17 protein-coding genes and 1 pseudogene are annotated in these 23,320 nt (G+C 63.7%); 10 read left to right on the forward strand and 8 right to left on the reverse strand.

Features of this window, described 5'->3' with window-relative positions; translation table 11 throughout:
* The first annotated feature begins 273 nt into the window (after positions 1 to 273).
* From tssB to U5782_RS12255, 10 genes are all read left to right on the forward strand, one after another.
* A complete protein-coding gene (tssB, locus tag U5782_RS12210) occupies positions 274 to 867 on the forward strand; it encodes a type VI secretion system contractile sheath small subunit (RefSeq protein ID WP_322044076.1) in 594 nt (197 codons plus the stop codon).
* A 23-nt stretch (positions 868 to 890) separates the two neighbouring features.
* Complete coding sequence (gene tssC / locus U5782_RS12215) at positions 891 to 2,369, forward strand: type VI secretion system contractile sheath large subunit (RefSeq protein WP_322044077.1); 1,479 nt, start codon at positions 891 to 893, stop codon at positions 2,367 to 2,369.
* Between the two features lie 101 nt (positions 2,370 to 2,470).
* The gene (locus tag U5782_RS12220; protein ID WP_322044078.1) at positions 2,471 to 2,968 is read left to right on the forward strand and encodes an Hcp family type VI secretion system effector; all 498 of its coding nucleotides are present in this window, start codon (positions 2,471 to 2,473) and stop codon (positions 2,966 to 2,968) included.
* A gap of 2 nt (positions 2,969 to 2,970) precedes the next feature.
* Entirely contained in the window at positions 2,971 to 3,462 is a 492-nt protein-coding gene (gene tssE / locus U5782_RS12225; RefSeq protein ID WP_322044079.1) for a type VI secretion system baseplate subunit TssE, read from the forward strand.
* Entirely contained in the window at positions 3,455 to 5,251 is a 1,797-nt protein-coding gene (gene tssF, locus U5782_RS12230; RefSeq protein ID WP_322044080.1) for a type VI secretion system baseplate subunit TssF, read from the forward strand. Before tssE ends, tssF begins: the two co-directional genes overlap by 8 nt.
* Positions 5,215 to 6,339 (forward strand): type VI secretion system baseplate subunit TssG, encoded by a 1,125-nt coding sequence (gene tssG / locus U5782_RS12235; RefSeq protein WP_322044081.1) that lies wholly within the window; start codon positions 5,215 to 5,217, stop codon positions 6,337 to 6,339. The genes tssF and tssG overlap by 37 nt, the downstream gene beginning before the upstream one ends.
* A gap of 2 nt (positions 6,340 to 6,341) precedes the next feature.
* A complete protein-coding gene (gene tssH, locus U5782_RS12240; RefSeq protein WP_322044082.1) occupies positions 6,342 to 8,978 on the forward strand; it encodes a type VI secretion system ATPase TssH in 2,637 nt (878 codons plus the stop codon).
* Between the two features lie 43 nt (positions 8,979 to 9,021).
* Positions 9,022 to 11,028 (forward strand): type VI secretion system Vgr family protein, encoded by a 2,007-nt coding sequence (locus U5782_RS12245; RefSeq protein ID WP_322044083.1) that lies wholly within the window; start codon positions 9,022 to 9,024, stop codon positions 11,026 to 11,028.
* 19 nt (positions 11,029 to 11,047) lie between these two features.
* Positions 11,048 to 11,611: a hypothetical protein gene (locus U5782_RS12250; RefSeq protein ID WP_322044084.1), complete on the forward strand. Its 564-nt coding sequence runs from the start codon at positions 11,048 to 11,050 to the stop codon at positions 11,609 to 11,611.
* 58 nt (positions 11,612 to 11,669) lie between these two features.
* The gene (locus tag U5782_RS12255; protein WP_322044085.1) at positions 11,670 to 12,065 is read left to right on the forward strand and encodes a DUF4280 domain-containing protein; all 396 of its coding nucleotides are present in this window, start codon (positions 11,670 to 11,672) and stop codon (positions 12,063 to 12,065) included.
* A gap of 75 nt (positions 12,066 to 12,140) precedes the next feature.
* Here the strand turns inward: U5782_RS12255 and U5782_RS12260 are convergent, their stop codons facing one another.
* The 8 genes and pseudogenes from U5782_RS12260 to U5782_RS41620 all read right to left on the reverse strand — a co-directional run bounded on the left by U5782_RS12260 (position 12,141) and on the right by U5782_RS41620 (position 23,093).
* Positions 12,141 to 15,497: an autotransporter domain-containing protein gene (locus tag U5782_RS12260; RefSeq protein WP_322044086.1), complete on the reverse strand. Its 3,357-nt coding sequence runs from the start codon at positions 15,495 to 15,497 to the stop codon at positions 12,141 to 12,143.
* Between the two features lie 144 nt (positions 15,498 to 15,641).
* A pseudogene (locus tag U5782_RS41615) lies at positions 15,642 to 15,737 on the reverse strand (ESPR-type extended signal peptide-containing protein); the annotation flags it as partial.
* A gap of 356 nt (positions 15,738 to 16,093) precedes the next feature.
* A complete protein-coding gene (locus U5782_RS12265; RefSeq protein ID WP_322044087.1) occupies positions 16,094 to 16,885 on the reverse strand; it encodes an alpha/beta hydrolase in 792 nt (263 codons plus the stop codon).
* Positions 16,886 to 16,949: 64 nt separating this feature from the next.
* A complete protein-coding gene (locus U5782_RS12270; protein WP_415914316.1) occupies positions 16,950 to 18,116 on the reverse strand; it encodes a glycosyltransferase family 9 protein in 1,167 nt (388 codons plus the stop codon).
* 20 nt (positions 18,117 to 18,136) lie between these two features.
* A complete protein-coding gene (locus U5782_RS12275; RefSeq protein ID WP_322044089.1) occupies positions 18,137 to 20,221 on the reverse strand; it encodes a tetratricopeptide repeat-containing sulfotransferase family protein in 2,085 nt (694 codons plus the stop codon).
* Between the two features lie 398 nt (positions 20,222 to 20,619).
* Positions 20,620 to 21,321, reverse strand: a complete 702-nt coding sequence (locus tag U5782_RS12280) for a hypothetical protein (RefSeq protein ID WP_322044090.1) — start codon at positions 21,319 to 21,321, stop codon at positions 20,620 to 20,622.
* 135 nt (positions 21,322 to 21,456) lie between these two features.
* The gene (locus tag U5782_RS12285) at positions 21,457 to 22,503 is read right to left on the reverse strand and encodes an AraC family transcriptional regulator (protein WP_322044091.1); all 1,047 of its coding nucleotides are present in this window, start codon (positions 22,501 to 22,503) and stop codon (positions 21,457 to 21,459) included.
* Positions 22,504 to 22,736: 233 nt separating this feature from the next.
* Positions 22,737 to 23,093: a hypothetical protein gene (locus U5782_RS41620; protein ID WP_415914309.1), complete on the reverse strand. Its 357-nt coding sequence runs from the start codon at positions 23,091 to 23,093 to the stop codon at positions 22,737 to 22,739.
* Positions 23,094 to 23,320: the final 227 nt, after the last annotated feature.

Genomic DNA, 23,320 nt, shown 5'->3' on the forward strand with positions numbered 1-23,320 from the left:
GTGTTTGAGTTTTTTTGTTTACTCACCTACATTCCTGTCCGTCTGTCTATCGAGCGTAGCTTTCCGTCACTGCGAAATACATCGCTGTCTTTGGCCCTGTACGGCAGGGAGAACGAGGGAATGCGCTCCGGCATATCGCGCCGCATGGACCGCAAATAGTCATGCCGGGCAGATCGCAGGCGCTACGCTCTTTTTGATTTAATTAGCATGCCATAACGATTCGAATTATTGCGTCAATTTACGCACCATAACGAAAGAGCCGAAGGGGTGACCATGTCAGACAGCACTCAACACTGGTTTGAAAGAAACCGTCCGCCGCGCGTGCAGATCACGTACGACGTCGAAACCGGCAATGCGATCGAAAAAAAGGAATTGCCGCTGGTGGTCGGCGTGCTTGCCGATCTCTCCGGCAACAAGCCCTTGCCGAAGATGACGGAGCGCCGCTTCGTCGATATCGACCGCGACAACTTCAACGACGTGATGAAGTCGATCGCGCCGCGTCTGGCGCTGCAGGTCGACAATACGCTCGCCGCCGACGGCAGCAAGGTGAACGTCGAACTCAATTTCCAGAACATCGACGACTTCGATCCGGTGCGTCTCGTGCAGCAGATCGCCCCGCTCAAGCAGCTCTATGACGCGCGGCTGCGCCTGCGCGACCTGCTCACCAAGCTCGACGGCAACGACGAACTCGACAAGTTGCTGCAGGACGTCGTGCACAACACGCAGGGCCTGACCGAGATTCGCGCAGCGCACCCCGCCGAAGCGCCCGTGGCACAGTTGCCCGCGCCCGACGAGAAACCCGATGGCCGCAGCGGCGGCGCAGCCGAAGGCAACCCCGAACCGTCCGGCGATCAGCCGGCCGCCTGATCCGCAGCCACGAGGAGAACACCATGTCCGACATTCAGGCTGCCGCCGCACCGGCGCAGGCGGAACCGCTCACCCTGCTCGATCAGATCGTGCAGGAAGGCCGCATGGCCCACGACGAAGAGCAGCAAAAGCACGCACGCGAGCTGCTGGCCGAATTCGCGCTGCAGGTGCTGGACAAGAAAATGACGGTCAGCCGCGACACGGTCGCGATGATCAACGATCACATCAAGCACATCGACGAGCTGATCAGCGCGCAGTTGAACCAGGTGCTGCATCACCCCGATCTGCAGGCGCTCGAATCGTCGTGGCGCGGGCTGCACTATCTGGTGAAGAACTCGGAAACCAGTTCGCGCCTGAAGCTGCGTCTGCTCGATGCATCGAAAAAGGATCTGCAGAACGATCTGGAAAAAGCGGTCGATGTGGACACGAGCGCGCTCTTCAAGAAGATCTATGAAGAGGAATACGGCACCTTCGGCGGCCATCCGTTCAGCGTGCTGATCGGCGACTACTATTTCACGCGCCAGACGCCCGACGTGAGCCTGCTCGAAAAGCTCGCGGCTGTGGCGGCCGCCGCGCATGCGCCGTTTATTTCGGCGGCCCACGCGCAACTGTTCGACATGGCGAGCTTCACGGAACTGGGCGTGCCGCGCGATCTCTCCAAGGTGTTCGAGACGATCGAAATGTCGCGCTGGCGCGAATTCCGCAAGAGCGAGGACTCGCGTTACGTGGCGCTCACGCTGCCGCACATCCTGATGCGCCGCCCGTATCACCCGGACAGCAATCCCGTCGAAGGCATGCATTTCGTCGAAGACGTGGACGGCACCGACCACGCGAAGTATCTCTGGGGCAACGCGGCCTATGCGCTGGGCCAGCGCATCACCAACGCTTTCGCGCAACATAGCTGGTGCGCCGCGATTCGCGGCGTGGAAGGCGGCGGCGCGGTGGAAAAGCTGCCCGATCACATCTTCCAGACCGCGGCGGGCGACAAGGCCATGAAGTGCCCGACCGAAGTCGCGATCACGGATCGCCGCGAGAAAGAGCTCGACGCGCTCGGCTTCATCGCGCTCGTGCACAAGAAGAACGAGGGCCTTGCCGTGTTCTTCGGCGGCCAGACCGCAAATCGTCCGACCGCGTACAACACGGCCGAGGCCAACGCCAACGCGCGTATTTCGGCGATGCTGCCGTATGTGCTCGCCGCTTCGCGTTTCGCGCACTACATCAAGGTCATCATGCGCGACAAGGTCGGCAGCTTCATGACGCGCGATAACGTGCGGGCCTACCTCAATACCTGGATTGCGGACTACGTGCTGGTGAACGACAACGCGCCGCAGGAAATCAAGGCGCAGTACCCGCTGCGCGAAGCGCGCATCGACGTGACGGAGGTGCCCGGCAAGCCCGGCGCCTATCGCGCGACGGTGTTCCTGCGCCCGCACTTCCAGCTCGAGGAGTTGACCGCCTCGATCCGCCTCGTCGCGAGCCTGCCGCCACCGGCCGCGGCTTGATGAAGGCGGCGGCCCGGCCGCCGTCCCGCGCATTCCCAGTCAACGACGACGCGCGCCTCATCCGGCGCGCGCGCTCACACACGCTTCAGGAGCCCTGAAACATGGATTCGATCATTCTCGATCTCGGCGGCGACATCAAGGGCGAAAGCACGCTCGAAGGCTATACGGACAAGATCGAACTGATGTCGTATAGCCACAATGTCTCGATGCAGGTCACCAACGACGTGAGCAATTCCGAGCGCACCTCGGGCAAGCCCCACGTCGGCGAATTCACGGTCACGAAATTCATCGACGTGTCCACGCCCACGCTCAACGAATACTGTTGCGGCGGCAAGGCAATCGCCACGGCGACCATCATCGTGGGCCGCAACGCCGCCGAGAGCGACGGCAAGATCATGCCGTTCATCACCTACACGCTGACCAACGTGATCATCAGCAACGTGAGCGTCTCGGGCGGCGCCGGCGGCAAGCCGGTCGAAACGCTGTCGCTGAATTTCACCAAGGTCAAATGGGAGATGACCACGCAGAAGGACGACGGCTCGAAGGAAGGCACCGCCGCGTCGACGTGGGATATGGCGGCCAATAAGCTCACGAAGTAAGCGTGCCGCTTCGCCCGCCCGTTTTCGTCGCGCCGATGCCGCTCTTCGAGCGGCTCGCCGACGAAGCGCCGTTCGATGCCCACGAGCGCGCAGATGCTGTCGCGGCGCGCGCGCTCGATGCGCAAGGGCTGCGCGACTCGATTCGTGCCGAACTGCTGCGCCTGCTGAACACGCGGCGCGGCCGCACGCGCGGTCCCGCCACGCTCGGCGAGCCGGACGTGTTGCACTACGGCCTGCCCGACTGGAGCGCGCTGAGCGCGGCGCACGCGGGCGACCGCGCCGTGCTGGAGCGCCAGGTGGCGCAGGCGGTGCGGGCGTTCGAGCCGCGTCTGGCCGAGCCGCGCGCGACGATCGAGCCGGACCCAGACGCGCCGTGGCGCCTGCGTCTGCGTATCGGCGGCCTGCTGCGCGGGCGCGACGGCGCGCAGCAAACCGCCAGCTTTCTCGTGCGTTTCGACGCCGACAGTCACACGCCCGGAATTGTCGATGAATGACTCTCTCGATCCGCTGCTGCTCGATTACTACCAGCGCGAATTGACCTATCTGCGGCGCGCGAGCGAAGGCTTCGCGGCGCGCTATCCCAAGATCGCGCGCCGGCTGGAGCTGGGGCCCGGCGAATGCGCCGATCCGCATGTCGAACGGCTCATCGAAAGCTTCGCCGTGCTGACCGCACGCATTCAGCGCACACTCGACGACGAATATTCGACGCTCACCGACGGCCTGCTCGAACAGCTTTATCCCTATGCCTCGCGGCCGGTGCCGTCGATGACGGTGGTGCAGTTCGAACCCGACGCCACCCAGGGCAGCCTCGCCGCGGGCTATCTCGTGCCACGCGCGACGCCGCTCACGCACATCGACGCCAATGGTCACACGATCCACTGGCGCACCGCCACGGACGTCACGCTCTGGCCGCTCGCGATTGCCGATGCGCAACTGCACGACGCCGAGGAGAGTCAGGCGCTCACCGGCGACGCCACGCTGCAATCGGCGCTGCGCCTGCGCGTGCGCGCGACCGGCGCGCTCCCGCCCGGCGCACTGCCCGTCGAACGCTTGCGCGTGCGTCTGGCGGGGTCGCCCGTCACAGTCGCCGCGCTCTACGACCTGCTCGCGGCGCACACCACCGCATTGTGGCTACAGGACGCCGACGGCCGATTGCAGCGCTTGCGCGGCCGCCCCCAGCCGCTCGGCTTCGACGAGGAACACGCGCTGCTGCCGCGCGAGGACGGTGCGCATCCGGCCTGCCGCCTGCTGGTCGAGTATTTCGCGTTTCCCGAGAAATTCGCGTTCTTCGATATCCCGTTCGCCCCGCAGGCGCTGGGCGTCGGCAAAAGCGGCATGGTCGATCTGCTGATCGGCTTCCGGGCCGCGCCCGAAGGACGGCTGACCGTCCATGCGGAGGATTTCGCCCTGGGCTGCGCGAGCGCCATCAATCTGTTCGCGCGCACCTCCGAGCCGCTGCGCCCCGACGGCACGCAGCGCGAGCAGCGCATCAGCCCGGACGCGCACCGTGAAGCGAGTACGGAAATCTATGCCCTGCGCGCGTTGCGCAGCGTGAACGGCCGCGACGTTGAAGAGGTGCCGCCGTGGTATGGCGCGCATCACGGCGACGCGTCGAGCGTCTACTGGCATGCGCGCCGCGTGAGCGGCCTGCACGCGAGCCGCCCCGGCAGCGACATGCTGCTCACCTTCGTCGATACGCGCTTCGATCCGGCCGCCGCGCCCGCCCGCACTCTCACCGCCGACCTGCTTTGCACCAATCGCGAACTGGCGCATGCGCTCGAACCCGGTGCGCTGTTGTCGTTCGAAAGTCCCGGGCCCGTGGCCGCCGTGCGCATCGCGCACCGGCCCACGCGCCAGATCGTCGCGACGCTCGACGGCAGTTCGCGCTGGCGCCTCGTTTCGCAGTTGATGCTCAATCACGTCTCGCTCGTGGAAGGTCCGCAGGCCTTGCAGACGCTGCGCGAAATGCTGGTGTTGCACAACCTCGGCGCCAACGCGGCAACGCAGCGGCAGATCGCGGGCATTCAGTCGGTTGCCTGCGAGCCGGTCGTCGCCCATGTCGGCGAGGATCGCTGGCGCGGCTGGCGCAACGGCCTGGGTGTGCGTATCGAGCTGGGGCGTGACGACTTCGTCGGCGCGAGCCCGGTGCTGTTTTCGGGCGTGCTCGCGCACTTCTTCGCGCTCTACGCGAGCGTCAACCGCTTCGTCCAGACCGCGCTCGTGTGCGACGGCAGGGAGATCCATCTATGGCGGCCGATGACGGGCAGCCCGCTCGTACTCTAGCGCAGCGGCTGTACGCCGAACCGCACGCCTTCGAGTTCGCGCAGGCCGTGCGTCTGCTCGAACTGCTGCGACCCGGCGCGACGCCGCTGGGCACCGGGCTCGATCCGCGCCGCGAAGCGCTGATGCTGAGCGGCACGCTGTCGCCTGCGTTTCCGCCCAGCGCGCTCGGGCCGCTGCGCGAGCGTGCGCCGCGTTCGCTCGCGCTCGACGACGATGAGCACGACGCGCATGGCGATCCGCAGCCGCAGCTTCAGGTCAATGCGTTCGCGCTCGGCGGCCCGAACGGGCCGCTACCCGGCGCGTGGCAGGAATGGATTCAGGATCGGTTACGCCGAAAGGACACATCGGCGCTCGCGTTTCTCGATCTGTTTCAACACCGGCTGCTGGCACTGCTCTATCGCGCGCAACGCAAATACCGCAGCGCCGACCCCCATCCGGCCTTCTCGCAGCGCGCCGTCGATCCCGTGCTGCGCGCGCTCACGGGTCTCTCCTGGCAGCGTGAGGGCGAAGCGTCGTCAACGCTGGCCGATACCGCCGGGTCCGCGGCCCGCTCCGACGACGGCAACGCACTGCGCGCGGTCCTCGCGCGCGCCGGGCTGTTCGCGAATCGCCGCCGCTCGCTCGCAGGCTTCGACGTGCTGCTGCGTCATCACTTTGGTATCGATGCGCGCTCGACGCCATTCGCGGGCGGCTGGCGCAGTGTGCCGCCCGCAAGCCGCACGACCATCGGGCGCGCGGGACGCAACGGCACGCTCGGCGCGGGCGCCATGGTCGGCACGCGGGTCTGGGACGAGCACCGCGGCATTCGCGTGACGATCGGCCCGCTCGCACGCGCACAGTACGAAGCCTTCCTGCCAGGCGGGGACTCGCATGGCGCACTGCGCACGCTGGCGAGCGCGTGGTTCGGTGCGCAGCTTTACGTGCATGTGGAATTGCGGCTCGCGGCGGGGCAACTCGCGCCCGCGCGGCTGTCGCGCGCCGCACCGCCCAGGCTCGGCTGGACCGCCTGGGCAGGAGCGGGCGATGCCGCGCCCGCAAGACTCACGCGCCTCGTTCCTGACGCCGCGCCCGACGTGGCATCGGCGTGACGATGGATCTCAAGACGCTGATGGCGCGCCTCGCGCGCGAACCGCGCGACGCCCTCGAACGGGCGACGCATCACTGCCTGCGCGAAACGCATTTCGCCGTCGAGGTCGAGCATTGGCTGCTTGCACTGCTGGAGCCGCAGGATGGCGAACTCGCCGCCGTGTTGCCGCGTTTCGGTCTGGAACGCGCCACGCCAGGCGCTGAACTCAATGAAGCGCTGGCGAGGCTGCGGCGCGGCAATAGCGCCACGCCGACCCTCTCCCCCGATTTGCTCGTGTGGCTCCAGGACGCGCTGGTGCAGGCCAACGTGGTGCTGCAACGCTCGCATGTGAGCGCGGCCGTGCTGCTGATTGCGCTGCTCGACAACAGCAGCTTGCGGGCACGCACGGCGCAGAGCGCACCGTCGTTGCTGCGCGTCGCGAGCGCGGCGCTGCGCGCGAATCTGTCCGCGTGGCTGCCACCTGAGCGTGCCGCGTACGTGCCCGCCCCACCTGTCGCACCCGCCGGGAGCATCGGCGAGAGCGTCAAGGCCCCTGCCGCCACAAGTTCAACCGCGCCGCAGCCGCTTGCGCTGCCCGTGCTCGATCAGTACACCATCGACCTCACTGGCGAGGCCCGCGCGGGACGCATCGACCCGATCGTCGGGCGCACCGCCGAGATCCGCCTGAGCGTCGATATCCTGCTGCGGCGGCGCCAGAACAATCCGCTGCTGGTGGGCGCGCCCGGCGTCGGCAAGACGGCGATCGTCGAAGGCCTGGCATTGCGCATCGCGGCCGGCGACGTGCCCCCGCCACTCGCGGGCGTCACGCTGCGCGTGCTCGATCTCGCGCTGCTGCAGGCGGGCGCGAGCGTGAAGGGCGAATTCGAGCGCCGTCTGCGCGCCGTGATCGACGAGGCGCGCCGCGCGCCCATGCCGGTGATTCTCTTCATCGACGAGGCCCACACGATGATCGGCGCGGGCGGCGCGGAAGGCGGCAGCGACGCGGCCAACCTGCTCAAGCCCGCACTCGCGCGCGGCGAGCTACGCACGATCGCCGCGACCACCTGGCTCGAATACAAGAAATACTTCGAGCGCGATCCGGCGCTCGCCCGGCGCTTTCAACTCGTGCAGGTCGAGGCGCCGGACGAGCCAACCGCCATCGGCATGTTGCGCGCGCTGGCCCCGCGCTTCGAGGCGCATCACGGCGTGACGCTGCTGGACGCCGCGATCGTCGATGCCGTGAAGCTCTCGCATCGCTATATCTCGGACCGCCAGTTGCCCGACAAGGCGATTGCCGTACTCGACACGGCCTGCGCGCGGGTTGCGCTCGCCCAGCACGACGTGCCGGTGCAACTCGAAAACGCGCGTCACCGCGAACGTGCACTGCGCGACGAGCTGCTGCGCCTGCGTGCGGAAATGGTGTTGGGCGCCCATCACACGCAGCGCGTCGCCGCGCTCGAAGCGGAGCATGGCCGTAACGCGGCGCATGTGCACGAGCTGGAATCGCGCTGGCGCGATGAAGCCGCCGCCGTGCGCGAGATTCTGGCCGTGCGCGCGCGTCTGGCCGCGCTCGATAAAAGCACCGACGCCAATGCCGAAGACAATGCCGGCGAAATCGCAGAAGACAGCGAGGAAAAAAGCGCGCAAGAAAGCGCCGACGCACTCGAAGACCTCGCAGCCGAACTCGCGCGCCTCGAAAGCGGTCTCGACGCAATTCGCGACGACGATCCGATGGTGCCCGTGTGCGTCGACTCCAAGACCGTGGCGGCCGTGATCGCCGGATGGACCGGCATTCCGGTCGGCAAGATGCTCGCCGACGAAATGCACGCCGTCCGCACGCTCGAAACGCGGCTCGCGCAGCGCATCGTCGGTCAGGACGCGGCGCTCGAACGCATCGCGCGACGCATCCGGGCATGGCGCGCGGGTCTGGCCGATCCGCTGCGACCGGTGGGTGTGTTTCTGCTGGTGGGGCCCACAGGCGTCGGCAAGACCGAAACTGCCTATGCGCTCGCGGACGCGCTCTATGGCGGCGAGCGCAATCTTATCGTGATCGATCTCGCGGCCTATCAGGAAGCGCATACCGTCTCGCAGTTACGCGGCGCACCGCCCGGTTATGTGGGCCATGCGGCGGGCGGCACACTGACCGAGGCGGTCCGCCGCCGCCCCTACAGCGTCGTGCTGCTCGACGAAATCGAAAAGGCCCACGCCGACGTGCTCGAAGCGTTCTACAACGTGTTCGACAAAGGCGTGATGGAGGACGGCACAGGACTGGTGGTTGATTTCCGCAATACCGTGATTCTCGCGACCAGCAACGTGGGCGCTGAATTGCTGCTGAAAACGCCCGCTTCCGCGCTCGCCGCCGAGGCCTTCAATCGTCAGTTGCACGACACGCTTCAGGAGACCTTCCGGCCCGCGTTTCTTGCACGCATGACGGCCGTGCCCTATGTCGCGCTCGACGACGCGGCCCTGCGCATCATCATCGAAATGAAGCTCGAACAATTGCGTACCCGCTATCGCGACGCGACTGGCAAACAGTTCGCCTTCGACGCCGGGATCATCGACGCGGTGCTCGCGCACTGCCGCAGCGCCGGCGCGCGCGAAATCGACAGCGTGCTGATGAACGAGCTGGTCGGCACACTTGCCCAGTGGGCGCTCGAATGAGCGGCGCCTTTCGACTCCTCTGCCCGCCAACCTGATATCGCCGATGGACCGACCGCCCCTCACCGACACCAACGCCCGCATCGAACTCACTGGTAGCGCCTTTGCGGGCCTGTTCGCCGCCCAGGTGACGGTGGACGAGCGACTGGACGCGCCCACCGAAGTCAGCGTGCGCGCGCTTGGCGCGGTGCCGCCGCCCGCGCGCGGCGGCATGCCCGGCCAGCATGCGACGCTCAAGTTCGTGTGGGGCGAAAACGCACGCCTCGTCGATGCGCTCTGCACGCGCGCCGCGCAACTGCCGTCTACGGTCGAAGCCAGCCATTTCGCGTTGACGCTGCGCTCGTGGCTCTGGCTGCTCACGCTGGCGCAGAATAATCGCGTGTTTCAGGGCAAAACGTCGATGCAGATCGTCGAAGCCGTGTTCTCGGGGCACGGTATGAGCGACTACGCGTTCTCGATCAGCGGCACGCCCGCCACGCGCGAATGGTGCGTGCAATACGGCGAAAGCGACTTCGCATTCGTGAGCCGCCTGTGCGAGGAAGAAGGCTGGTTCTACTTCTTTCGCCACCAGGACGGCGTGCATACGCTCGTGATCGCCGATAGCAACGATGCCTTCGCGGTACTGCCCGGCGCGGCCACGCTCGATTGCGCGCCGCTCGCGAGCGGCGTGAGCCACGTAGGCGGCGCGCGTGAAAGCGGCCAGATCCTCTACTGCGAAGTCGTCGAACAGACCGCCACGGGGGACTTCGCACACGGCGACTACGCGTGGGAGACGCCGGGCGCCCAGTTATTCTCGCAAGCGCAAGCGGCACAGAACGGCCTGGCGGTCTATGAATACCCGGGCCGCTTCGCGACCAGCGATGCGGCGTCCACGCTCGCCAAACAACGCGTGGACGCCCTTCGCGCGAGCACGCGCCGGCTGATCGGCGAAAGCGACTGCCGAGCGCTCACGCCCGGTTATCGCTTCACGCTGGCGGGCCACGAAGCGCAGGACGCGAATATCGAATGGGTCGTGGCGAGCGTCGTGCATGAGGCCGATCACACGCACTATCGCAACCGCTTCGAGGCGTTTCCCGCTTCGGTCAGCTGGCGTTCGCCGCGCACGACGCGCCGTCCGTTCATGCCGACCCAGACGGCAACTGTCGTCGGCAAGAGCGGAGAGGAGTTGTGGACCGATCAGTACGGCCGCATCAAGGTGCAATTCCATTGGGATCGCGAAGGCAAGCGCGACGAACAGAGTTCGTGCTGGATTCGCGTGGCGCAGCCATGGGCGAGCAAGGGCTTTGGCATGCAGTTCCTGCCGCGTATCGGCGACGAAGTGGTCGTGAGTTTCATCGACGGCGATGCCGACCGGCCGCTTGTGACGAGCAGCGTCTATAACGGCGCGAACCTGCCGCCCTATGCCCTGCCCGACAATCAGACCCAATCGGGCCTGAAAACCAACAGTTCGCAGGGCGGCGCGGGCTTCAACGAACTGCGCTTCGAGGACAAGAAGGATAGCGAAGAAGTCTTTTTGCAGGCACAAAAAGATCTCAACGTGAATGTGCTCAATGATGCAAGCGCCACGATCGGACACGACGAAACCCGCACCGTGAAGAACGCGCGCAGCCACACGATCCAGGAAGGCGACGAAACGCTCACGGTGGAAAAAGGCAACCGGAGCGTGACGGTCCAGACCGGCGGCGAGACCATCGACATCAAGGCCGCTCGCACGGTGAAGGCCGGCGGCGACGAGACACGTTCGGTGGGCGGCGCGCTCAAGCAGACGGTCACGGGCGATATGACGCTTACGATCGACGGCAATCTCACGATCAAGGTGGGCGGCTCGCTCTCGATACAAAGCACGGGCACGTTCACCGCCAAAAGCGATGCGTCGATGACCCACCAGGCCGCGATGTCGCTCACCAACCAGGCGGGCACAGCGCTCACCAATAAATCGGACGGCACGCTGTCGAACGAAGCACAGAGTTTGACGAACAAAGGCAGCGTCGAACAGACCGTCGACGGCGGCGCGATGCTGACCGTCAAGGGCGGCATCGTCAAGCTGAACTGAGGAAATTCAGGGACATGCGATGGAAAAACTTCAACCTGTGACGATCGAACGCGACGATTCGCGCGTGGCTGGCACCGCGCTTGGCGGCGCGCTGCACGGAACCGTTCGCGTTGAAGCCGAGGGCCGCACGCTCGCCATCCTGCGCTACGAGCGCGGCGTGCTGAACGGCCCCGCGACGTATTTCAATGCGGACGGCACGCCATCGGCCGAAGTGACGCATCGTGCAGGCAAACTCGACGGCAAGGCGCGCTTTTACTTCCCCGATGGACGTTTGCAGCGCGAGGCTCACTACGTGCAGGGCCAATTACAGGGCGCCTGCCGCACATGGCTCACGGATGGCGCCTTGTTCGAAGAGGCCCACTACCGGCACGGCAAGCTGCAGGGCTTTCTGCAGCGCTTCCACCCGAATGGGCAAATCGCACTGCGACAGGCGTACGCCAGCGGCAAACCCATCGTTGACGCCGAGCGCTATAGCGAAGATGGCCGCATGATCGGTGCGAACGGCAAGCCCGTGCCGCGCTGGAAGCAATGGTGGGACGGCGAAACCTCCGATGCGCGCAATCCGTCGGATCGGGCCGCGTGATGCCGGCCATCGTGCAGGCCACCGCGCAGACATCCGCACGCACTAGCTGGAGACGATCATGAGTTGTCCGCAAGTTTGCACGGGCGCTACGCTGCAATGTTCATTCGGCGCCGCGCCCGGCGTGCTCAACGTCCTGCCCGCGAATCGCGTTCTGGCTGGCGGCGTTCCGGCCGCCACGATCATGGATTCGGCACCGATCGTCAATATCGCCCCGTTCGCCATGTGTCAGAGTCCGGCCAATCCCGCGGTGATCGGGGCGACCGCCGCCGCGCTCGGCGTCTTTACTCCCATGCCGTGCATTCCTGCGACAACGGCTCCGTGGATTCCCGGCGGCTCGCCAACGGTGCTGATCGGCTCCATGCCCGCGCTCGATGCTGGCGCAACGCTCATGTGCATGTGGGCTGGCGTGATCAAGGTCGTGCAACCGGGACAGATGTCAGTACTTGTTCCGTGAAAATCAGACCACTCCACTCAGCCGCATCCGGCGATGGCACGCTTGCCATCGCCGGGTACAGATTTGCCTTGATTCTCAGAACTTCTGCTGAAGTCGGAGGATGCCGGTATTCGACACGAAACCCGACCCCACCTGCAGGTCATAGCGTAAAGACAGACTCAGGTTGTTTGCGCGCACCAGCGTCACACCCAGAGACAGATCCGCCAGGTTGCTCACCGGCGTAGCGCCTGTGGTGGTGAAACCCGTCTCGTCGGCCGCACCCGAGAAGTAGGCCGCCGTGTTCTGGCGGGTCTGGTCGTACTCGTGGATCCACTGCGCCCACACGACCGGCACCAGCAGCCCGTATGACGTCTCGTAAGCCTTCTCGAGCTTTGCACCGATCGCACTGCGCAACGAATTCGTCCCCAGGCTGCCCACCGTGAGCGCCGAGCCATTTCCGCCCGTTTCCGTATAGCCGGACTGGTTCAGGCGGCTATACGTGAAGCTCGCAAGCGGCGTCAGCGTAGCGCTGGCTACCGCGAGCGGCCAGCCAAACTCCACGTGGGCTGCGTACTGCTGGCCGTTGAAGCTACCGTTGGCCACGCCTTCGTAGCCGGTCATGCTGACCACGCGCGTCGTGTCGTAGTGCTGCTGGGTCACCGCGCCCGAGACGTTCACGTACCACGGCGCGCCCTGGTAGCTCGCATAGCCGATCAGGCCGAACGCATTGATGCCCGCGCTGTCGCCCGCCTGATCGTCGCTGTAGTTGGTCGCGGTATGCGAGTAATGGAACGCGCCGCCCACGCGCCAGGCATCGCCGAAGGCGCGATCCGCGCCCAGCACGAGGCCGCCGTAATTCGCGCTGTAACCCGCGACGTTGTCGCGCTCGTTCTGGCTGGCGTGGCCGCCGAAGGCCTGGCCCCAAGCGGTCCAGTTCAATGGGTTGTCGCCGGTCGACAGGCCGGTAGCACCCTGCCCCTGGGCGACACGCAGTGCGTCGAGGTGAGTCCCGACCACGCTCATGGCGTCGAGCGTCGAGACGGTCCCCACGCGCTGGGTTTGCAGCGGCGAGAGCTGGTTGCCCACGCGGTTGGCTGTTGCGCTGCTGCCGCTTTCGATTGCGGCAAGCGTCGCATCGTAAAGATTCAGCAGTTGTGCGTTGCTCGTGCCGCTGTAACCGAGCAGTCCCGTGAGGACGTTCTCTGCGTTGGTCTGGGTGGCGCGCGAAGCGTAGGACGTCGTGCTCGTCGTGTCGCCGCCAGAGCCGGAACTGGAGCTGGAGCCGGAACCCGAGTCGGAACCCGTTCCCGTGCCAGTATCCGTGCCGGTGCCGGTTCCTGTATCGGAGGCGGCGCTGTTGAGCGTCACCACCAGATCGGTGTCGCCATTCGAAGTCGTGACGCTGCCAGTGGCGCCGCTGCTGTAGCCCGCGACCGAGTACTTCAGCGTGCTCGCGTTATAGGTGGCCGTGCCTTCGGTCTGGACTACGACATAGCGCTGCCCCGCCGCGAAGCCATAGCCGCTGGTGCTCTTGAGTTCGACCGACGATCCGGATGCAATCGTCGAGTCGCCCGTGACGACGAGCGAGCCATAGCTTGTGCCGCTCGAGACGCCCACGAGCAGTGTCGCCGCCTCGCCTTGCGAGTAGTTGCCGGTGATCGTGACGGTGTTGTCGACTTCAAGCGTCGCACTCGTGTTGCTGACCGTACCGCTGCCCACATTGATATTGTCGTTCAGCAGGATGTTGCCGCTGCTGAAGTTCACGCCCGCGTCGCTGGTGATCGTGCCGATGGTGTCGCCATAGCCCGTGAGCGTGCCGAATATCGTGCCGTCGCCGCCGGTGATCGTGAGCGCCGTGCTCGACAGATTGGCGATATTGCCTTCGATAACGCCGGAATTCCTGAATGTGCCGATCGTACCGGTGGAGGCGTTGTAGATTGCGTACTGGCCGCCGGAGATGGTGCCGCTGTTGTCGAGCGCGCCGATCGTGCCGTCGACATAGACCCCGTCGGCGTTACCCGAAATCGTGCCGCTGTTACTGAGCGTCCCGATCGTGCCGGCGCTGGTTTTGATCGCGGTGTCGCCAGCGGTGATCAGGCCGCTGTTGCTCAGCGTGCCGATCCGGCCATCGTCGTTGACGAAGGCATAATCCGTGGAGGAAATGGTCCCGCTATTGTTCACGGTTCCAATCGTGCCGAGATTCAGCACCCCTTCGAAGGAAGCGGCAATCGTGCCGCTGTTGATGAGCGAATCGATCGTGGCGATGTTCACTACACCATAATCATTACCTTTGATCGTGCCGCTATTGGTCAACGTGCCGATCGATCCATCGTTGTATGCCGCGAAATCACCGGCGATGGTGCCGCTGTTATTCAACGCGTCGATCGAACCATAATTGATGACACCGGCTTCCGTATCCGTGCTGCCAATCGCCCCGCTACTGTTGTTGGTCAGCGAGCCGATCGTGCCGCTCGCGTCGTTGTAGATACCGCTCAGGACACTGGAGCTGGTCCCGCTGCCCGAGAGGGTCAGCCCCGTGCCAGCATCGATCGTGCCGTTATTGGTGATCCCGGTGATCGACTCGTCGTTGTAGATACCCGCTTCGACCGCAAGGCCGATCGTACCCGTGTTGTAGACCGAAAGCGTCGGGGCGGTGAGAGTGCTACCGCTCGCGATCGTCACATCGGCGCCGCTGGCGGTAATGGACCCGGCGTCGACCAACGAGACGATCGTGCCTTGATTCCAGATGCTTTCGTCTGCGCCGGAAATCGTGCCGGTATTGGCCAGCGTTTCAATCGTGCCTTTATTCAGGATGCCGTAGTCGCCGCCGGAAATCACTCCGCTATTGGTCAGCGTGCCGATCGTGCCAGTCGTATCGTTATAGATACCGGCGCTCGTCTGCGTTCCCGCGGCCGTGCCCAGGATGGTCAGGCCCGTGCCGGCAGTGATCGTAGCGTTGTTGGTAATACCTGTGATCGACACCGAGTTGTATATGCCCGATTCGATCGCCGTGCCGATAGTACCCTCGTTTGTCACGGTCAGTTCGGCGCTGCTGACGGTCCCGCTGGCGATCGTGATGTCGGCCCCGCTCGTGCCAATCCAGCCCGTATCGACCAGTGTGCCGATCGAACCCGCACTCTCGTTGAACACACCATAAGTACCGGTTATGACGCCACTGTTGATGAGGCTACCGATCGTGCCATCATTCAAGATGCCAGCGGTAGATCCGGAAATGGTCCCGGTATTGGTCAGCGTGTCAATCGTGCTCTCGATACTATAGAGGCCGGTAGAATAACCGGAAATCGTTCCGCTGTTGGCGATGGAGCTGATCGTGGCGAAAAATGCGAAGACGCCGGTTTCACCCGAAATGGTCCCATAGTTGGTGAGCGTGCCGACCGTATTGACCGCCATCAAGCCCGTCACCCCAAAGACAGACTGACTGGCGGAAACCACATAATTTCCGGTCTCCCATAGGACTGCAGCCCGCGCATCGGACGCCGACATCAACGTCAAGGCGCCTGCTACGGCCGCCGTCAGCACGCTGGGCGCAAGCCGGCGCGTCAATAGTGGGAGACGCGTGCGGCAAGTCACCGAAGTCCCCCCGAACCCGGCGACGGTCCGCTTTGCCAGTTCGCCAACCGCCTGCCATTCCCCACGTCCCTCGTTCCAGACGACGCTATATGCGCGATTCATTATTGTTGTCCTTTGCTTTTGCTGTGCTGGTCCTGATGCCAGCACAGCATTTCAAATGCGACCGGCCCTGGTCGCCCCCTGGATAAGCTTTTTTCTTTTCTTACTGGTCAGAATTTTTTATCGATACAGCGAGCCAGATACATTCAAGCAAACGCGAAATTAAATGACTCAGGCTTTAATGCACAGGCCTGAGTCAAATAAAAATGCAGAGAATTTTATTTCGCATTGGTATCACCGGCATGTTTCGCACGCGACATTAGCATGAATGCACATGCAACGATCAATCCGGTTTCTTACCTTGCCTTACATGTTGACAATATTTCTGACGCGTGCTCTTTTAATTAAAGCGATTTAAGTCAATCCGCATTCATGCCCCCATTTGTCATGCATGTGGGTAATACGCCCAGCAATTGCAACCAAACCTTCTGCCATTCACCCGTATGCGTCATGCCAGGAACAATCTGCACGCGGGCGCAGCCGGTTGACCCTTCTGCGCCAATAAAGCGGCGCGCGACCTCGGGCGGTATGACGAAATCGTTTGCGCCGCTGAAATGCACCTGTGCCAATAGATTTACGCGGGTGGCGTAATCAATCGGATTAAGCGAGCCCGGCATGGCCGACACATGGTGCAGCGCATTGACATATTCGTCGTCGAGATTGCCCGCCACGGTTCTCAGCAGCCCGATATCGCGCCGCTGCGCCGCCAGCAAAACGGCAATTGCGCCGCCACCGGAATAACCGGTCAGGTTGACGCGCTGGCCCGGCACGCGTGCTGTGATTTGATCGACGGCTTCGTTCATCGAGGCGACCACCTCGGCTGAAAAGCGCTTGTCGGTCCACCAGGTGATTGCACAGCGGGAATTGAGCGCCATCGGCGTGTATTGGCACGGGCGCGCGATGTAGGCAACGTTTGGCGCCGGATCCACGGCCGCAAGCGCGAGGCCAATGGGATCGAGTGGCGTGGGATCAAGCGACGGTTCCGTGCGCGATACCCACGCAAGCCCATCGCCTTCTATATAGACGTCAATAGGCGCGTGCGACTGTGTCACGCGGACAAACGCGGTCAGCACAAAATCGCCCGTTGTGATCTGCTCACGCTTGAGGCTCGCGCTGGCGGCCAGTGCGTCGGCGTGTTGATTGCGGTCCATGCCCGCGCAGCCAGCCATCAGTATGGAGGCCGCAACTGCCACTAACCGTACGACCCACACCGCGCTAGCGCTTCGCATGGCCTTGCTGCCTTGCTGCGGTCCACGCGGTCAGATCCTGCGCCACCGTGTCAATCACCCCGCCCCAGTCGCCACGCGCACGCTGTCGGCACAGGCGCACCGACGAATACCAGGGTGTGTCGTCGCGCCCAAGCAGCCAGCGCCAGTCGGGCACGAACGGCAGCAACACCCACGCAGGCCTGCCGAGCGCGCCCGCCAGATGCACCGGCGACGAGTCCACCGAGATCAGCAGATCAGCCACGCTCAGAATCGCAGCCGTATCCTCGAAATCGGCGATCTCGTCCGAGAGCGAAACCATGCGCATGCCAGCGGGCGCGTCTAACGCCTGTGAGGACGCCGGCCCCTTCTGAATCGAGACGAACGTCGCGCCCGAGCGCGCTAGCGGCGCCAGTTGCGCGAGCGACATCGAGCGGTTGGCATCGTTGAAGTGCGTCGGACGGCCTGCCCAGACGAGCGCGACGAGCGGACGCGCGAGATCGGCGAGGCGCATGCGCCATTTTTCGATGCGCCCCGCGTCGGCGCTCATATAAGGCATCTTGCCCGGCAGGTCCGCCAGCTTCAGGCCCATGCTCATGGGCAGGCTCATCAATTCGCAATGCATGTCGAAGCGCGGCGGCAGCGTACCGCGGACGATCAGATCGTCGAAACCTTCCGCGCGCTGTGCTAGCGAGTATGTTGCCGGGTTCACCTCGAATACGACGCGCGCGCCACTTTTCGCTTTTGCCCACGCCACCATGCGCATGAACTGGAATGTATCGCCGAAACCCTGTTCGTCGTGAATGAGCAAGGTGCGGCCGGGCATCGGCTGGCCGTTCCAGCGTGGCATCTGTACCTTGCGTTCAATCGACGAGGTATGCGCAAGACTGTAGCGATAGCGGTATTCACGCCAGCCGCGCTCGAAATCGCCCATCAACAGCAGTGTTTCCGACAAGTCGAAGCGCGCCGGCAGATCCCCCGGCGCGTTGGCAACCAACATTTCCTGGATCGCCCGCGTCTCGGCGATACGCCCCTGCGGCCGGATCGCCGCCGCCAGCACGCGCCACAGCACCAGCGGCCCGGTGCCTGACGCGAGCCAGGGGCGCACGAGCGCCTCCGCTGCTTCGAGTTGGCCGGAATTCACGAGTGCGCGTGCCTGCTGTTCGACTTCGCGCACACGGGCGCTATCGAGCGCTGTCACGACGCGATCCCGAGCGCTGCCAGCAACTCGCCGAGATGACCGGCATGCTCTCGCCAGCGCCCCTTCGAGCTATGGTAGATAGGCTGACGGACCTGATTGACGCTCGCCGTGCGCACCACCCGCCGGTTGTTGTAGAAGTGCAGGCACGCGTCTTCCCAGGGCAGACCAAGGAACCCGATGAGACGGCGCGCTTCGCCCTCCAGATCATCCACCACTGCCTCGTAGTCCACCTCGATGAATCGATCAGCGGGCAATACGGCGCGCCAGTGCGCCATCAGACGCTCGTAATGGCGATAGAACTCGCCTAGCTCGGTCTGGTTGTAGCTGAACAACTGGTCGCCGCCGAACAGCTTGCTGTAGCAGGACAGACAGGTGTCCACCGCGTCCCGCCGCGCATGGATGATGCGCGCGCCCGGCAGCGTGAGGGCAATGATCCCGGCGTAAAGGAAATTGGCCGGCATCTTGTCGACGAGGCGAGACCGCCCGTTGGCAAGCGGCGCGACGCGTCTGAGATAGTCGCGCCCCAGTTCCGTGGCGCTTTGCTCACTCAGATGGGCGACCATCTCCGGAAAGGCGCCGCGCGCCTCCACGGCATAGCGCAACGTCGATAGTTCGCCCGCGCCGCTCACCTGGGAATGCGACGAGAGGATCTGCTCGATCAGCGTCGTGCCCGAACGCGGCATGCCGATCACGAAAACGGGCATCTCCGATTCCGCTCCCGAATGGCTCATCCGCGCAAACAACCCGGCGGGAAACGCCGCCGCGATAGCCTCGATCCACGCACCGGTTCTCGTCGAATCGTAAGCGAAGGTAGAGCGCTTCAGGCCGTTGCCTGACGCAAAGTGATGAAACGCCTTTGCGGAATCTTTCACGTCGAGCCAGGCCTTGCCTAACGCGAAATGCACAGCGATGAGATCCGCCTTCGCGCGACGCTCGCCTTGCGCGAGAAACCCTTCGAGTACGGCGAAGTCGGGGTCACCTGCCTTGAAGGTTCTGGCATCGGCACGCGCAGTGAGCAATGGCGCCGACTCGGGAAACAACGCTAACGCATGATCGAACGCGGCCAACGCCTCGTCCTTGCGCCCGGCCTGCAACAACAGCGTCGCGCGGCCCGTCAAGGCTTCCTCGGCGACCGCGCCGGGCAATTGCGCGGCCTGGTCGAACTGCGAGAGCGCTTCGTCCGTCTGGTGGAGCGACTGAAGCAGCGTCGCGAGCGTACAGCGCGCGTCTGCGCTTTGCGGCACGATCGCCACCGCCTGACGCGCGAACGTGAGCGCTTCGTCGTGACGTTCTTCCTGCCGCAGCGCTTTCGCGTACGCCAGGAGCCCAGCGGGATGCTGCGGCGCGAACGCCCGCAGCATGTCAAGCGCGCGCAGCGCTGCGCTGGGATTACGCCGCGACATTTCCACGTCGGCCAGATTCAGGTAAGCGTCCACCAGCCGCGGATTGAGTTCGATGGCGCGCCGGGCCAGAGCGGCCGCTTCGTCGGCGTGGCCCTGCGTCGATAGCAGGAAGGCGAGATTGCTGTGCCCTTCAGGATATTCGGGCTTGAGGGTCAGCGCCCGCCGGTAATGCGACTCGGCCAGGTCGAAGCGACCAAGACGGCGACAGGTGTTGGCCAGATTGTTCCAGGCCTCTGGCCAGTCGGGCTTGAGCGCGACCACACGTTCGAGACAATTGCGACTCTCCTCGAACTGGCCGGCCTCCTGCAACACGATACCCAGATTGTTCCAGGTCATCGCGTTCGACGGATCCATCGCGACTGCGCGTCGCCCGGCCGCCTCGGCTTCAGCCAGCGCACCCTTCTGGCGCAGCATTTCGGCCAGGTTGCTCGAATACATCGCTGGTGCGCGCGGCGCCATGCAGGCCTTGCGCAGATGCTCAATGGCTACGTCCAGATTGCCGTAGGCATGGGCCATCAGGCCGAGCAGATGCAGCGCATCGGCCTGGCCCGGCCAGACCGCGAGCACGCGCTGGCAATACTGTTCGGCCTGATCGGCCTGACCGGCGTTCCAGTGAGCGTGCGCACGCTGAAGCGCTTCGGCGAGATTCATGGTTGGCTGACTGGATGGGGTCGACATGAGGTACACGGAGGATATTTCAATGCGAAAGACGTGGCAGCCGGGCTAGATCAGCCTTTATTCTTGATGCGCGGTTGCAGCCCCTGCTCGATCGACGGCTATATTAGCCCAATTAGTCTGGGCAACTTCTAGCTGGAAACGTCCTGTTATGAAGAGAGCGCCTACCGTTGTGCACTCACTGAATGCGACACACAAGCGTGATCTATCCCGTCTTGTGGCTTACCGGTCTGTCGGGTGCCGGAAAATCATCCTCACCGTTCACGATTCATCGGGACACGGCTCGCCGAATCGTTGGCGAGCAGCTTCAGTTACGCGATCATATGCAGTCCGGCTTGGTGCATTTATTGAGCTATTCAGCCTTATGGCGCGAATGGCTGTATTTTCACAGCGATGCCATGCTAAATATTCCGGAATACCACAGCGGGATCAGCGTCCGTCGTTCCCCCGGCCAGCCCCCTGAAAAACCGGGAAACGTCCAGATCGGGCGCTTGTGCAAGGGCTAGAAGATGCTCGTCCCAGAAAGTGATTGCAAGATGGCCTACTGCGAACTGCTGATCTTCGGATCTCCAGTCTCGCAAGGAACGTTCTTCGTTGCAGGCGTAACAGCGAAGGCGCGCTGACTCTGGGTCGACACACCATGAGTTGAGTGCATCAGTCAGTGCGTCGTCCTGGTCCCCGCCTTGGCCGAGACTGACCATATCGCCACAGCAGGGGCAATTCAGGCTGAAGCCCCCCTCCATTTCGAAGAACAGTCCGCCCAGATATTCTCCATCGGCGGCAGGGCGAAGTTCCGGCTCGCCGTTGAGGCCGCTATGCCACACGTAGCCAGTGACTTCAATCTCGATCGCGTTCACGCCGTGATGAAAGACGAGATCTGGCCAGGTCCTTCTGGATTGTTCGTCGGACCATCGGTACAGGACGTCAAACCCCTTATAGTCTTGCCGGATCGCGAACGGTTGGCCGGCAATCGAAATCTTTTCCTTGAGCCCGGGAACGATAACGCCGCCCTCGACGAGTTGCCTGTAAATTCCAAGCGCAGCCGCCGGCGCCTCGCCCCGTGAAATCCTGGTGTTGACAAGAAAAGTACAGTGATCGCCCATGAACTCCTCCTTCAATTAGCGCCGAATCCAAAGGCGACGTGCTCGACGCCATGTTCGACGCACATTCGGTCGTCCTGTGCGAGCCGGGTCGGCACTGGGACCGGACTCGCACAGGACGGCGGTCATTTGTAGCCATTACGCCCCCGTGGGCAAGAGATACCCGGCCTGGTGATGCACCCGCACGTCCTGAGGTGCCATACCATAGGCGCGTCTAAAGGCACGTGTGAAGTCGGACGCGCTCGTGAAGCCGTGGGCATACGCGACGTCCTTGACAGGCAATTCCGGCCACGCGACCAGTTCGCGGGCGGCAGCGCGCAAGCGGACGTGTCTGATGTACGCAGCGAGGCCGCCGTCATGCTCAAAAAGTCGATACACCGTTGGCCTGGAAAGACCCAGCGATTCCACGACGCTGTCGGGCGAGAGGCTGTCATCATGCAGGTTCTCGCGTACGTAGCGCCGCGCCTGATCGAATGCGATCGCACGTCCAAGCGATGGCTTGCTGCCTTTCAACCCCGCCTGATCAGCGAACGCATCCGCGATCAGCAGTACCAGTTCCCGCAGTACGCGGTGCACATCACCTGCAGCCATGTGGCGGATCTGCGCAGCGAGCGACATGACTCTATCCGAGAGAAAGCGCACGACCGGCAGGAGGGGCGAGAGCATGCGCCCATGTAGCGCCGATGGGTCCGGAAACACGTCGCACAGCAACAGGCCTGGAACGAAAATCGTCACGTGTCGGCAAGCGGCTCGCCTGAACTGCATCGGCTGGTCGAGGTCGATGGCGAAGATGCCGCCTTCGAGCGCCGGGTCAGTGCGCTTTTTGCCGGCGTAGATCAGCTCGTTGTCGGGCGCGCGGTCGAAGAATATGTGGAACACGATGCTGCGAGCGTCGTCCCTGGAAATTCTCGCGATCGTGCGGTCCTGCGTGATGGGATCCGTGTAGCAGTCCGCGAAAAGGAATTCGCCCACGGCATAGCGGTCGATCCGGCCGCGAAACGGCTGTCCACGTCTATCGCGCGTTGTTAGCAGGTCGACGACACCGATCATTCGATCGCACCATGCGCTGAGCTGCTGATGAGCGGGCAGCATGCCTACATCGAACCGCTGATGTGCGATCTCGAGTTGGTGACCTGACTCCAGTGCAACAGGCAGGTCCAGATAATGTGTCTTCACGGTGGACATGTTTAAGTCTCATTGGCGCAATAGTTACGACCTTCAGTGTGGAAGCGCTGGGCGCCATCAGTGGTATCGCCGGCTCATACGCCGAAAACGTGCCCGTTGCCCACACTGCCTAAGCACCTCGGCTTCATGCGATTGAGGCTCGATCGCTGATCCATCATACATTGGCCGATGGTGACTTCGATTACATCTGTCGATGCGCGTCAGAGTTCAATGTTACCCAGGCGCGCATCACCTCAGCGAATGCAGGTGGCCGGAAAAAGTACATGGCGGGAAATGGCAACTTGCGCCGACCGGACGTCGTGATCGTGGACGCCCCGTCGCAACCACCGGTGCAATCGGATATCCGGGAAGTTGTAGAGTTCAAGTTTCCACCCGACGACTTTGGCCGCAACCAGCAGCGGGATTACATCTGCATAGCGGGCTCGCGGTCGAAGCGCCATGCGCACCGGGTTGGCGTCGATGTTGTTCTCACGGGCGACTGCGGCACCGGGTTCAAATGTCTGTTCGACGACCGATCGTTTCCACTCCAATGTATGCCGCCGGTTTTGGCGCCTGAAGGATAACTCGACCGTCAGAGACAACGTGCCCATTCTCCTCTCCCTGTTGACACTGTCGGTCATTCGCGTCCGTCGGAGTCGATGATGGCATCTTCCAGCCAACAGAAAACCCAACCGCTAAATCAGGACATCAGAAGGCGCATCGGCGATGCGCCGCCCTGCTGCAGTATCGGTTCAGGATCGCGCCCGTCAAAATCTCCAGGTCGCCCAGACCGATAGATACAACTTTGCTTGCGTGAGCAGCTGAAGTTTTTCCCAAA

It is taken from the genome of Paraburkholderia sp. J67, from assembly GCF_905220265.1.
GTDB lineage: Bacteria > Pseudomonadota > Gammaproteobacteria > Burkholderiales > Burkholderiaceae > Paraburkholderia.

Excerpts from the sequence above, each read along its gene's own strand:
- tssB (WP_322044076.1), top strand. The coding sequence starts at position 274 with ATGTCAGACAGCACTCAACACTGGTTTGAAAGAAACCGTCCGCCGCGC.
- tssC (WP_322044077.1), top strand. The coding sequence starts at position 891 with ATGTCCGACATTCAGGCTGCCGCCGCACCGGCGCAGGCGGAACCGCTC.
- U5782_RS12220 (WP_322044078.1), top strand. The coding sequence starts at position 2,471 with ATGGATTCGATCATTCTCGATCTCGGCGGCGACATCAAGGGCGAAAGC.
- tssF (WP_322044080.1), top strand. The coding sequence starts at position 3,455 with ATGAATGACTCTCTCGATCCGCTGCTGCTCGATTACTACCAGCGCGAA.
- tssG (WP_322044081.1), top strand. The coding sequence starts at position 5,215 with ATGGCGGCCGATGACGGGCAGCCCGCTCGTACTCTAGCGCAGCGGCTG.
- tssH (WP_322044082.1), top strand. The coding sequence starts at position 6,342 with ATGGATCTCAAGACGCTGATGGCGCGCCTCGCGCGCGAACCGCGCGAC.
- U5782_RS12245 (WP_322044083.1), top strand. The coding sequence starts at position 9,022 with ATGGACCGACCGCCCCTCACCGACACCAACGCCCGCATCGAACTCACT.
- U5782_RS12250 (WP_322044084.1), top strand. The coding sequence starts at position 11,048 with ATGGAAAAACTTCAACCTGTGACGATCGAACGCGACGATTCGCGCGTG.
- U5782_RS12255 (WP_322044085.1), top strand. The coding sequence starts at position 11,670 with ATGAGTTGTCCGCAAGTTTGCACGGGCGCTACGCTGCAATGTTCATTC.
- U5782_RS12265 (WP_322044087.1), bottom strand. The coding sequence starts at position 16,885 with ATGGACCGCAATCAACACGCCGACGCACTGGCCGCCAGCGCGAGCCTC.
- U5782_RS12275 (WP_322044089.1), bottom strand. The coding sequence starts at position 20,221 with ATGTCGACCCCATCCAGTCAGCCAACCATGAATCTCGCCGAAGCGCTT.
- U5782_RS12280 (WP_322044090.1), bottom strand. The coding sequence starts at position 21,321 with ATGGGCGATCACTGTACTTTTCTTGTCAACACCAGGATTTCACGGGGC.
- U5782_RS12285 (WP_322044091.1), bottom strand. The coding sequence starts at position 22,503 with ATGTCCACCGTGAAGACACATTATCTGGACCTGCCTGTTGCACTGGAG.
- U5782_RS41620 (WP_415914309.1), bottom strand. The coding sequence starts at position 23,093 with ATGGGCACGTTGTCTCTGACGGTCGAGTTATCCTTCAGGCGCCAAAAC.